Consider the following 12,473-nt stretch of genomic DNA (forward strand, 5'->3'; position numbering starts at 1 on the left):
TGTTGTGGCTGGGCGCGCCCCGCGGCGGAGCCGCATATCGGATACAGCCCCGCGCCCCTTTGGGGCGCTCCTCGGCACGGCGCTCTTCTACGGCAAGGTCAGCTTGAGTGCGGTTTGTAGAGGTTCCGGTGTGGTCCAGGTCGTGAGTCGGCCCGCGTAGGGCGTGCCGAACTCGGTGGTGCCGAGGAGGAGTTGCTTGCGGGTGCCTTCCGGGGCGGTGACCGGGATCCGGGTGCCGGGCGGGGCGGTGACGGTGACGGTCGTGCCGACGCGGTACGCGGTGACACCGCCGTCGGTGACGGCCCGCTGCCAGGCGGCGCGGCGCTGGAGTTCGGTGCCGATGGCGCTCTGCCGCGGGTTCTCCAGCGGGGTGTTGGCGGCGTAGAGCGCCCGGTAGCCGGCGAGCACCTTGTCCAGGACGGGGTAGAGCAGCCGGTCCTCGGCCAGGTTGGACTGGTGCACGTAGTGCGGGCGCGGGTCGTTGCTCACGGCGTGTCCGAGGGCGATGCGCGCCTCCTGCGGGGCGATGTACGACGCGTAGCCGGTCGCCGCGTCCAGCGGGTCGTCGAGACAGGTCGACGTGGGGTTGCTCTCGCAGACGCCGCTGCCGCCGTCGGCCGCCGAGGCGTAGACCCAGTTGTACTCGTCGGTCATCTCCTGGGCCGTACCGACGTTGTAGTACACGTTCATCGGGTAGCGCGGCACGGTCAGGGCGGCGCCCACCGAACGCTGCTTCGGCTCACGGGAGTTGTCGGAGGCGGTCCACTTGACGCCGTTGTCGGCGAGGGCGCCCGCGAGGTTCGGGTTGTCGTCCGGCTGCTGCGGCAGCGTCTTCAGGCCCGAGTGCTCCCCCGTCACCAACTCGGTACTGTCGACCGGGAGTCCGTGGCCGGCCGCCCACTGCTGGTTGTCGCGGATCTGCGCCGAGATGTCGGCGCGGCTCATGTACCGGGTCGTGCCGTCGGCGTTCTTCGCGCAGCTCCACGGCACGGTCGCGGTGTCCTGGACGCAGCCCAGGAAGGGATGCGTGTAGGTGTGGTTGACCCAGCGGTACTCGGCTTTGTCGGCGAGCAGTTGGCCGGTCAGCGCGTCGGTGCCGCCGTGTTGGCTCTTCCACTCCTCGCCGGCGCCCGCGTTGTAGACCATGTCGAGCGTGAAGCCGCTGGTCTGCTGCCACTGGGCGGCGTACACCGCGTCGGCCGCGGTCATCCGGATCGGTGTGGTCCCCTCGCCGTCACCGCCCGGGCAGTCGAAGTCGCCGGGTGTGCAGTTGCGTTCGGTGTCCCAGCGGCTGTCGGGTGCGAAGACGTCGTCGACGTGGACGGCGAAGTAGTTCCTGTTCTGCCCGAGGTGGACGCCCTGGGTGAGCCATTCGACGATGCCACGGGCGAGGACCCGGAACTGCTGCTGATGGTGGTTGTACGCGAACGTCACCACGAGTTCGCGGCGCCCGTCGTGCGCGTACTCGCCGACCAGGCTGCCGCGGCCGGTCCCGGCGGGGACGGCGATGTCGACGTAGCTGGTGAAGCCCTCGCGCGGCCGTGCCACGTAGCCGTAACTCTCCTGGATGGAGGGGGAGTTGTCCTCGAACGTCACCTGCCCGTCGAGATAGCCGAAGAAGCCCGCCCGCCCGGCCGTGGTGACCGCCGCCTCGCGGCCGTCGAGCGGACCGGACCAGCCGCCGTCGCCGGTGTAGTCGAGACCGACCTCCGGGTGCGCCCAGGTGTAGGCGTCGACCTGCGGGATGCCGAAGGTCCGCTCGTACGCCTCCAGGGCGGTCTGCTCGGCCGAACCCGAGCCGAACGGCGCCTCGTTGGGCAGCACGACGCCCTGGTATCTGGCACGCGGGGCACCGCCCACGGTGTCGCTCAGGAAGGCCTCGGTGATCGTCGGGCGGCCCGAGTCGTTGAGATCGACGGTGGTGTACGGGATGCCGGTGGTCTTCAGCTCCTCCGTGATGGCCCGTACGGGACTGTCGCCGTTGTCGACGACGAGCACCTTCAGATCGATACGCGGCGCCTGGGCCGCTGACGCGCCGGGTGTTCCCGGTCCCAGCGTCAGCAGACCGGCGGCCGCCAGACCGGCTGCCGCGTTTCTCCACCTGCTCGCACTCTGCCGCATGTCGGCTCCTCCCCCTGGACGAGTGGATTACTCATCGCAAACACGAGGAGTGTTGCTCAGGTCACAGCAGTGCGGGGTGATAAACGATCAGGCCCCCACTCACGGATGAACAGCCGCTGGAATGAGCGAAACCCGCCACCGCGCGTAGGCTCGTGCCCAGTGCTCCACCACCCCGGCCGACCTCACCCCTTCTCGGCCACAGCAACTCAATGGAAGCGAGATTTCACCACCGTGACTGCTCTCACTCTCAGCACCGCCGCGGCGTCCGGCCTGCGGGCCGACGCGATCGTCATCGGTGTTGCCAAGGGCGCTGCCGACAAGTCCGGGGCCCTGGTCGTCGCGCCGGGCGCCGAGGCCGTGGACAAGGCGTACGACGGCAGGCTCGCCGGCGTTCTGGAGACCCTCGGCGCCTCGGGCGGCGAGGGTGAGGTGACGAAGCTGCCGGCTCCGTCCGGCTTCAAGGCCCCGCTCGTGCTGGCGGTCGGTCTCGGTGCGCTGCCGGAGAAGGACGACGCGTTCGACGCCGAGACCCTGCGCCGTGCGGCCGGTGCCGCCGCCCGGGCCCTCGCGGGTACCAAGAAGGCCGCGTTCGCCCTGCCCATCTCCGACGCCGCCGACGCGGGCGCCGTCGCCGAGGGCGCGCTCCTCGGCGCGTACGCCTTCGACGCCTACAAGGAGAACGGCAAGAACGGCAAGGATGCCAAGAACGGCAAGGCCCCGCTCGCCGAGGTCGCGCTGCTCGGCGGCAAGCCCCGCGACAAGGCGTACAAGGCGGCGATCGAGCGCGCCACGGCCGTGACCGAGGAGCTCAACCGCGCCCGCGACCTCGTCAACACCCCGCCGAACGACCTGAACCCCGAGTCCTTCGCGGCCGTCGCGCAGGCCGCGGGCAAGGAGCACGGCATCAAGGTGCAGGTGCTCGACGAGAAGGCCCTGGCGAAGGGCGGCTACGGCGGCATCCTCGGCGTCGGCGCCGGTTCCGCGGCCGCGCCCCGCCTGGTGCAGCTGACGTACACGTCCGCCAAGGCGAAGAAGCACCTGGCCTTCGTCGGCAAGGGCATCACCTACGACTCGGGCGGCATCTCCCTCAAGCCCGCCGGGCACAACGAGACGATGAAGTGCGACATGAGCGGCGCCGCCGCCGTGTTCGCCGCGGTCGTCGCCGCCGCGCGGCTGGGCCTGGAGGTCAACGTGACCGGCTGGCTGGCGCTCGCCGAGAACATGCCCTCCGGCTCCGCCACCCGCCCCGGCGACGTGCTGCGCATGTACAGCGGCAAGACCGTCGAGGTCCTCAACACCGACGCCGAGGGCCGTCTCGTCCTCGCCGACGCGCTGTGGAAGGCCTCCGAGGACAAGCCGGACGCGATCGTGGACGTGGCGACGCTGACGGGGGCGATGGTGCTGGCGCTCGGCAACCGCACGTTCGGTGTGATGGCCAATGACGACGCGTTCCGTACCGCGGTCGTCGAGGCGGCCGAGGAGGTTGGTGAGCCGTCCTGGCCGATGCCGCTGCCGGAGCATCTGAAGAAGGGGATGGACTCGCCGACCGCCGACATCGCCAACATGGGTGAGCGGATGGGTGGCGGGCTGGTCGCCGGGTTGTTCCTCAAGGAGTTCGTGGGTGAGGGGATCACCTGGGCGCACCTGGACATCGCGGGGCCCGCGTTCAATGAGCAGGGGCCGTTCGGTTACACGCCGAAGGGTGGTACGGGGTCGGCGGTGCGTACGTTGGTTCGGCTGGCGGAGTTGACGGCTGCGGGCGATTTGGGCTGAGGATCGCCTAATAGCACGGTCTCGTCCGTCGTACGGCGGGTGCGGGCCGTCAGTGGCTGATCGCGCAGTTCCCCGCGCCCCTTTGGGGCGCGGGTGCTGGCCCTGTGATCGATCAGACGTCTCACAGCCTGGCCCGGCGTCCCGCCTTTCGCCGACAAGTGCGAAGATGGGGCTCGGCAGGACAGGGCCCCCACCACAGGGCCGAAGAAGAGCGGCCGGACACCAGCCGCCGCCCGGTCAGCGAAGACCGGCGTACGGCGCACATGCATGGAGGACGTGACGTGGCGAACGACGCCAGCACCGTTTTCGACCTAGTGATCCTCGGCGGCGGTAGCGGCGGCTACGCCGCGGCCCTGCGCGGAGCGCAGCTTGGCCTGGACGTCGCCCTGATCGAGAAGAACAAGCTGGGCGGCACCTGCCTGCACAACGGCTGCATTCCGACGAAGGCCCTGCTGCACGCGGGCGAGATCGCCGACCAGGCACGCGAGGCCGACCAGTTCGGCGTCCTGACGACGTTCCAGGGCATCGACATCAACGCCGTCCACAAGTACAAGGACGACGTGATCAGCGGCCTCTACAAGGGCCTGCAGGGCCTGATCGCCTCGCGCAAGGTGACGTACATCGAGGGTGCGGGCCGCCTGTCGTCCCCGACCTCCGTGGACGTCAACGGCCAGCGCGTCCAGGGCCGCCACGTGCTCCTCGCGACCGGCTCCGTGCCGAAGTCGCTGCCGGGCCTGGACATCGACGGCAACCGCATCATCTCCTCGGACCACGCGCTGACGCTGGACCGTGTCCCGCAGTCCGCGATCGTGCTGGGCGGCGGTGTCATCGGCGTCGAGTTCGCCTCCGCGTGGAAGTCCTTCGGCACCGACGTGACGGTGATCGAGGGCCTCAAGCACCTCGTCCCGGTCGAGGACGAGAACAGCTCCAAGCTTCTTGAGCGCGCTTTCCGCAAGCGCGGCATCAAGTTCAACCTCGGCACCTTCTTCGAGAAGGCCGAGTACACGCAGGACGGGGTCCGCGTGACCCTCGCCGACGGCAAGACCTTCGAGGCCGAGATCCTCCTGGTCGCGATCGGCCGCGGCCCGGTCTCCGCCGGTCTCGGCTACGAGGAGCAGGGCGTCGCGACGGACCGCGGCTACGTCGTCGTCGACGAGTACATGCGCACGAACGTACCGACCATTTCGGCCGTCGGTGACCTGGTCCCGACGCTCCAGCTCGCGCACGTCGGCTTCGCCGAGGGCATCCTGGTGGCGGAGCGTCTGGCCGGTCTGAAGACCGTTCCGATCGACTACGACGGCGTGCCGCGGGTGACGTACTGCCACCCCGAGGTCGCCTCCGTGGGTATCACCGAGGCCAAGGCCAAGGAGATCTACGGCGCGGACAAGGTCGTCGCTCTGAAGTACAACCTCGCGGGCAACGGCAAGAGCAAGATCCTCAAGACCGCGGGCGAGATCAAGCTCGTCCAGGTCAAGGACGGTGCGGTGGTCGGCGTCCACATGGTCGGCGACCGCATGGGTGAGCAGGTCGGCGAGGCCCAGTTGATCTACAACTGGGAGGCGCTGCCCGCCGAGGTCGCACAGCTCATCCACGCCCACCCGACCCAGAACGAGGCGATGGGCGAGGCCCACCTGGCCCTGGCCGGCAAGCCGCTCCACTCGCACGACTGACCGACCCTCGGTCGAAACAGATCGCCGCGACGACACAGACTTCCGCAATTCGTAAGGAGCAACCGAAACCATGGCGGTTTCCGTAACCCTTCCAGCGCTCGGCGAGAGCGTCACCGAGGGCACTGTCACTCGCTGGCTGAAGGCCGAGGGCGAGCGCGTCGAGGCCGACGAGCCGCTGCTCGAGGTGTCGACCGACAAGGTCGACACCGAGATCCCCTCCCCTGCCGCCGGCATCCTGGCGTCCATCAAGGTCGCCGAGGACGAGACCGTTGAGGTCGGCGCCGAGCTGGCCGTCATCGACGACGGCTCGGGCGCGCCCGCTGCCGCCCCGGCTCCGGCCGCCGAGCCTGCCCCGGAGCCCACTCCGGCCCCGGCCGCCGAGGCCCCCGCGGCTCCGGCGCCCGCCGCCGAGCCCGCTCCCGCCCCCGCCGCTCCGGCCGGTGGCGCCTCCGGTACCGACGTCGTGCTGCCCGCACTGGGCGAGTCGGTCACCGAGGGCACCGTCACCCGCTGGCTCAAGGCGGTCGGCGAGGAGGTCGCGGAGGACGAGCCGCTGCTCGAGGTCTCCACGGACAAGGTCGACACCGAGATCCCGTCGCCCACCGCCGGTGTGCTGCTGGAGATCGTGGTCGGCGAGGACGAGACGGCCGAGGTCGGCGCCAGGCTGGCCGTCATCGGCGCCCCGGGCGCGGCTCCGGCCGCCGCACCGGCGCCCGCCGCCCCGGCTCCGGCGCCCGCCGCCCCGGCTCCGGCGCCCGCCGCCGCTGCTCCGGCTCCGGCCGCCCCCGCGGCTCCCGCCGCACCGGCACCGGCCCCCGCGGCCCCGGCCGCTCAGGCTGCGCCTGCCGCGCCTGCTCCGGTCACCCCGGCTCCGGCGGCTCCGGCTCCCGCCGCCGCTCAGCCCACCGACGACGGCGCGTACGTGACCCCGCTGGTGCGCAAGCTCGCCGCCGAGAACGGCGTCGACCTGGCCACCGTCAAGGGCACCGGCGTCGGCGGCCGTATCCGCAAGCAGGACGTCATCGCCGCCGCCGAGGCCGCGAAGGCCGCTGCCGCCGCTCCGGCGCCGGCCGCCGCCGCAGCCCCGGCCGCCAAGAAGGCTCCGACCCTGGAGGCCTCTCCGCTCCGCGGCCAGACCGTCAAGATGCCTCGCATCCGCAAGGTCATCGGCGACAACATGGTGAAGGCCCTGCACGAGCAGGCCCAGCTGTCCTCGGTCGTCGAGGTCGACGTCACCCGCCTGATGAGGCTCCGCGCGAAGGCGAAGGACTCCTTCGCCGCCCGCGAGGGCGTCAAGCTCTCCCCCATGCCGTTCTACGTGAAGGCGGCGGCCCAGGCGCTGAAGGCGCACGCGCCCGTCAACGCCAGGATCAACGTGGACGAGGGCACGATCACCTACTTCGACACCGAGAACATCGGTATCGCGGTGGACTCCGAGAAGGGCCTGATGACCCCGGTCATCAAGCACGCGGGCGACCTGAACATCGCCGGCATCGCCAAGGCCACCGCCGAGCTCGCGGGCAAGGTCCGGGCGAACAAGATCACTCCGGACGAGCTGTCCGGCGCGACCTTCACCATCAGCAACACCGGCTCGCGCGGCGCGCTCTTCGACACGATCATCGTGCCGCCGAACCAGGTCGCGATCCTGGGCATCGGCGCCACGGTCAAGCGTCCGGCCGTCATCGAGACGGAAGAGGGCAGCGTCATCGGCGTCCGCGACATGACGTACCTGACGCTCTCCTACGACCACCGTCTGGTGGACGGCGCCGACGCCGCCCGCTACCTGACGGCGGTCAAGGCGATCCTGGAGGCGGGCGAGTTCGAGGTCGAGCTCGGCCTCTGACCTCCGCGAGGTCTCGTACGTAAAGCGTGTGGCGCCCCCGTCCGGAATGCTCCGGGCGGGGGCGCCGTGCGTCGTGCCCCGCTCAGGAACAGGCTCTCACTGCGGCTTGAGCGTCTTGTCCGTCCACAGCACCAGCGAGGCGACCCACACGTTCGGGATCTCCGTCTGGTACGCGGGCGTCAGGCGCCGCGCCTTGTACGCCTTGAGCACGTCGTACGTCGCGTCCAGGCAGTCCCGCGAGCCGAACTCACCCGTCCGCGGATCGATGCCCACCAGGAAGCCCCGCCGCTCCACCTTGTCGATCATGGCGCGGGCGGCCGTCACGTCACCGGTCCGCCCTCCGATGCAGCGGTAGCGGCTGTACGGGTCCTCCGAGGACCCCGGATAGTTGGCGTCCCGGGACATGTCGCCGAGCATCCGCGCGTACGTGCCCTCCGCGTGCCAGGCGCCGATGTCGCCGCCCGGCGGGGTGTAGATCCGGCCGCTCGGGTTCTCCACCGCGCCGTACACCCAGCGGTCGGTGCCCGTGACGCGGAAGCCCCAGCCGACGTGGCCGAACTTCTGCGCACCGTCCGGCTTGACGAAGACGCAGGCACCGCCGGGGCCCGGCACGTCACTGCCCGGCCCCGCCCGGCCGACGTCAGTCGCCGGAGCCGAAGGCTGCCCGACCGCCCCGGTGTCCGTCGGTTCGCACCCCGCGATGCCGACGACCGTCACGGTCGCGGCCGCCGCGACCGCGGCCCGCACACCTCCGGTCCATCCCCTGCCGGCCATGATTCCCCCTGGTGGTTCCGAGGGGGACCTCGTTTCGGCCGCCCCTGCCACCCGGGGCACACCGTGGGCACGCTCCCGCGTTCCCGGGGTGACATCCCTGTGACAGCGCCGGACCGCTCCCGGTACGAGGCTTGACACAAAGAGGTGCTCTGACAGCGTGTAAGTCTCGTCTCACCTGCGCGAAAGCGCCCCCGCCCGACTCTCCCCGCGCCGGGCCCGGCCTTATTGTCTAGAACGTCAACGCCCTCGATGCGCGAGTGCCCCCGCCTAAGGAGCCCTTCATGACCGCGCCCGTCGTCCACTCGCTGCGCGAGCAGATCCGCGAGCACATCGTGGAGGGGATCGTCAGCGGGCGCTGGAAGCCGGGCGAGCGGATCGTGGAGCGGCGGATCGCCACCGAGCTGGAGGTCAGCCAGACGCCCGTCCGGGAGGCCCTGCGCGAGCTGGAGTCCCTGCGCCTGATCGAGTCGGCCCCCAACAAGGGCGTACGCGTACGGAACCTGACCGCGGCCGACCTGGAGGAGAGCTACCCCGTACGGGCCGGCCTGGAGGCCATCGCGGCCGAGCTGGCGGCCGACCGGCTCGCCGCCGACTGCTCGTCCCTGGAGCCGCACGTCGCCGCCCTGTACGAGGCCGACCGCAAGGCCGACGGCACCGGCCAGGTCCGCCACACGGTGGCCTTCCACCGCGAGCTGGTGCGCGCCGCGGGCAACTCCGTACTGCTGCACACCTGGGAGGGCCTGGGCATCGAGGTCTTCACGGCGCTGTCGATCCGCTGGCTGGGCACGGTCCAGCAGTCGTACGCGGAGGAGCACGAGGCGCTGGTTGAGGCGTTCCGGCGCCGGGACCCGCTGATCGCGGAGCTGGTGAAGGCGCATGTCCTGGGGTGCGCGCCGCGGACCGGCAGCGAGCCGGAGTAGCTCCGCCCGGTGCTCGACACCGGAGCGGTACCCCGCTCAGACGTACCCCCTCAGACGCGCTCCGACCTGCGAAAACGAGGCACCGGGTGCCTACCCCCAAGGCACCGCGTGCCTATTTTCTCGTAATCAAGAGGTTTTGCCCTTCAACCCTTTGATCGATCATCGATCAGGGAGTTACAGTCTCGTCGGGCTTTCACCAGAGCCCGCCGCCCTGTCCTGCCAAAGACCAAGGGCAACCCCCGAGAACCCCTTACCGATGAGGGAACCCCCCTCCGCATCCGGAAGGCGGCGCAATGACCGACCCCACCGCAATCCAGCCGAGCGAGCTCGACCAGCTCCCGGACCGCGACCCGGAGGAGACCGCCGAATGGCAGGCCTCCCTGGACGCCGTCACCAAGGCGGCCGGGCCGCACCGTGCCGCGTACCTGATGCGCCGCACCCTGGAACGCGCCGAGGGCAACGGCCTCGCGCTGCCCAAGCTGCTTGAGACCGACTACGTCAACACCATCCCGACCGCCGCCGAGCCCACCGTGGACGGCGACGAGGAGATGGAGCGGCGGATCACCGCGTGGAACCGCTGGAACGCGGCCGCGATGGTGAGCCGGGGCAGCAAACACGGCGTCGGCGGCCACATCGCCACCTTCGCCTCCGCGGCCTGGCTCTACGAGACGGGCTTCAACCACTTCTTCAAGGGCAAGGAAGCCGACGGTTCCGGCGACCAGCTCTACATCCAGGGCCACGCCTCCCCCGGCATCTACGCCCGCGCCTTCCTGGACGGCCGCCTGACCGAGGCGCACCTGGACAACTTCCGCCAGGAGGCGGGCGGCAACGGCCTCCCGTCCTACCCCCACCCCCGCCGCCTCCCGTGGCTCTGGGAGTTCCCCACCGTCTCGATGGGCCTCGGCCCGCTCTCCGCCATCTACCAGGCGCGCTTCAACCGCTACCTCACCAGCCGCGGCATCAAGGACGTCTCGCAGTCCCACGTGTGGGCGTTCCTCGGCGACGGCGAGATGGACGAGCCCGAGTCGACGGCGGCACTCGCACTGGCCTCGCGCGAGCAGCTCGACAACCTGACCTTCGTCATCAACTGCAACCTGCAGCGCCTCGACGGCCCGGTCCGCGCGAACTTCAAGATCGTGCAGGAGCTGGAGGCCCAGTTCCGCGGCGCGGGCTGGAACGTCATCAAGAGCCTCTGGGGCTCGGCCTGGGACGAGCTGTTCCAGCTGGACACCACCGGCGCCCTGGTCCGCCGCCTGCGCGAGGTACCGGACGCGCAGGTGCAGACCTACCAGACCCGCGACGCCGCCTACATCCGCCAGGACTTCTTCGGCGCGGACCCGGCGCTCGTCGAGATGGCCAAGCTGCTGTCCGACGACAAGATCCTGGAGTGCTTCCACCTCTCCCGCGGCGGCCACGAGGCGCGCAAGGTGTACGCGGCCTACAAGGCGGCGGTCGAGCACAAGGGCGCGCCCACGGTGATCCTGGCCCAGACGGTCAAGGGCTTCACGCTCGGCCAGGGCTTCGCGTCCAAGAACGCCAACCACCAGATGAAGAAGCTGTCGACGGACGAGTTCAAGCAGATGCGTGACCTGCTCGAACTCCCCATCTCCGACAGCCGGTTCGTGGACGGCATGGCCCCTTACGGCCACCCGGGCGCCGACGCCCCCGAGGTCCGCTACCTCCAGGAGCGCCGCGCGGCCCTGGGCGGCCCGGCCCCGGCCCGCCGCACCCACGCACTGGCGCCCCTGCCGGCCGCGGCGGACAAGACGTTCGCGGCCTTCGACAAGGGCTCGGGCTCCCAGAACGTGGCCACGACCATGGCCTTCGTACGCCTGGTCAAGGACCTGGTCCGCGACAAGACGTCCGGCAGGCGCTGGGTGCCGATCGTGCCCGACGAGGCACGCACCTTCGGCATGGAATCGCTCTTCCCCTCCCTCGGCATCTACTCGCCCAAGGGCCAGACGTACGAGCCGGTCGACCGTGACCAGCTGATGTACTACAAGGAGGCCAAGGACGGCCAGATCCTCAACGAGGGGATCACCGAGGCCGGTTCCATGGCGGACTTCATCGCCGCGTCCACCGCGTACAGCACGCACGGCGAACCGATGATCCCCTTCTACATCTTCTACTCGATGTTCGGCTGGCAGCGCACGGCCGACCAGATGTGGCAGCTCGGCGACCAGCTCGGCCGCGGCTTCCTGATCGGCGCCACGGCGGGCCGTACGACGCTGACGGGCGAGGGTCTCCAGCACGCGGACGGCCACTCGCCGGTCATCGCGGCGACGAACCCCGCGGCCCTCAGCTACGACCCGGCGTTCGCGTACGAGGTCGCGGCGATCGTGAAGGACGGCCTGCGCCGCATGTACGGCGAGGCGGCGCCCGGCGAGGACCAGAACGTCTTCTACTACCTCACCGTCTACAACGAGCCGATCCCGCAGCCCGCCAAACCGGCCGGGCCCGGCATCGACGAGGGCATCGTCAAGGGCCTCTACCGCTTCAACACGGCGGAGTCCGCGGGGCTCAACGTCAACGCCGCCAACGCCGCGCGCATCCAGCTGCTCGGCTCCGGCACGGCGATCCACTGGGTCCTCGACGCGCAGAAGCTGCTCGCCGAGGAGTGGGGTGTGGCCGCCGACATCTGGTCCGCCACGTCCTGGACCGAGCTGCGTCGTGACGCGCTGGAGGCCGACGCGGCGCTGCTGCGCGGCGAGGACGGTGTCCCGTACATCCGTCAGGCCCTGCACGGGGCCGAGGGGCCGGTCCTCGCCGTCTCCGACTACATGCGGCAGGTTCCGGACCAGATCGCGCAGTGGGTCGAGCAGGACTACTCCTCGCTCGGTGCGGACGGGTTCGGTCTTTCCGACACCCGTGAGGCGGCTCGCCGTCACTTCGGTGTGGACGCGCAGTCCATCGTCGTCGCCGCCCTCGCCCAGCTTGCCCGGCGCGGTGAGGTCCCGGCCTCGGCGGTCAAGGAAGCCCGGGAACGGTACGGTCTCTGACCCCCGCTCCCCCCGAAGGGACCCGTCGCCTTCCGGCCGACGCGTCCCTTCGGGCATTTCCCTTTCCCCCACCCCACCCCTTCCCGAAACTGGCGGCTCCGCCCCCAGGCCCCCCGTCCGGTTGTTCGTGCACCGCGGGCCGGTGGGGGCTTGTCGCGCAGTTCCCCGCGCCCCTGAAGGGGCGCAGCCCCCACTCGCTCGCAGTCGGCCTTCCTGCGTGAGGGGTCGTGTCGGGGTGTCCGATCGCCGCGGCAACATGCCTGAGGCTGGATATCCCAGAGCGGCGATCGGATACCCCGTCGCGGCACCGACCCCACCACCCACCACCCCAGGGGCGCGAGGAACTGCGCGACCAGCCCCCACCGAACCCGCA

Annotated in this window: 7 protein-coding genes; 5 read left to right on the forward strand and 2 right to left on the reverse strand. The window is 70.7% G+C overall.

Annotated features, from left to right (window positions below; translation table 11 throughout):
• Window positions 1–87 precede the first annotated feature (87 nt).
• Window positions 88–2,121 (reverse strand): hypothetical protein, encoded by a 2,034-nt coding sequence (locus AB0I18_RS33345; RefSeq protein WP_363109386.1) that lies wholly within the window; start codon window positions 2,119–2,121, stop codon window positions 88–90.
• Between the two features lie 231 nt (window positions 2,122–2,352).
• Between AB0I18_RS33345 and AB0I18_RS33350 the strand changes: the two genes are divergently transcribed.
• From AB0I18_RS33350 to sucB, 3 genes are all read left to right on the forward strand, one after another.
• Window positions 2,353–3,894, forward strand: a complete 1,542-nt coding sequence (locus AB0I18_RS33350; RefSeq protein ID WP_363109387.1) for a leucyl aminopeptidase — start codon at window positions 2,353–2,355, stop codon at window positions 3,892–3,894.
• A gap of 281 nt (window positions 3,895–4,175) precedes the next feature.
• The gene (gene lpdA / locus AB0I18_RS33355; protein ID WP_363109388.1) at window positions 4,176–5,564 is read left to right on the forward strand and encodes a dihydrolipoyl dehydrogenase; all 1,389 of its coding nucleotides are present in this window, start codon (window positions 4,176–4,178) and stop codon (window positions 5,562–5,564) included.
• 70 nt (window positions 5,565–5,634) lie between these two features.
• Window positions 5,635–7,407, forward strand: coding sequence for a 2-oxoglutarate dehydrogenase, E2 component, dihydrolipoamide succinyltransferase (gene sucB, locus AB0I18_RS33360; RefSeq protein WP_363109389.1), 1,773 nt, complete (start codon window positions 5,635–5,637; stop codon window positions 7,405–7,407).
• A 96-nt stretch (window positions 7,408–7,503) separates the two neighbouring features.
• Here the strand turns inward: sucB and AB0I18_RS33365 are convergent, their stop codons facing one another.
• Entirely contained in the window at window positions 7,504–8,181 is a 678-nt protein-coding gene (locus AB0I18_RS33365; protein WP_363109390.1) for a hypothetical protein, read from the reverse strand.
• 281 nt (window positions 8,182–8,462) lie between these two features.
• Between AB0I18_RS33365 and AB0I18_RS33370 the strand changes: the two genes are divergently transcribed.
• The gene (locus AB0I18_RS33370; protein ID WP_363109391.1) at window positions 8,463–9,101 is read left to right on the forward strand and encodes a GntR family transcriptional regulator; all 639 of its coding nucleotides are present in this window, start codon (window positions 8,463–8,465) and stop codon (window positions 9,099–9,101) included.
• Window positions 9,102–9,394: 293 nt separating this feature from the next.
• Window positions 9,395–12,100: a pyruvate dehydrogenase (acetyl-transferring), homodimeric type gene (gene aceE, locus AB0I18_RS33375; RefSeq protein ID WP_363109392.1), complete on the forward strand. Its 2,706-nt coding sequence runs from the start codon at window positions 9,395–9,397 to the stop codon at window positions 12,098–12,100.
• Window positions 12,101–12,473 lie beyond the last annotated feature (373 nt).

It is taken from the genome of Streptomyces sp. NPDC050704 (assembly GCF_040654355.1).
Classification (GTDB): Bacteria; Actinomycetota; Actinomycetes; order Streptomycetales; family Streptomycetaceae; genus Streptomyces.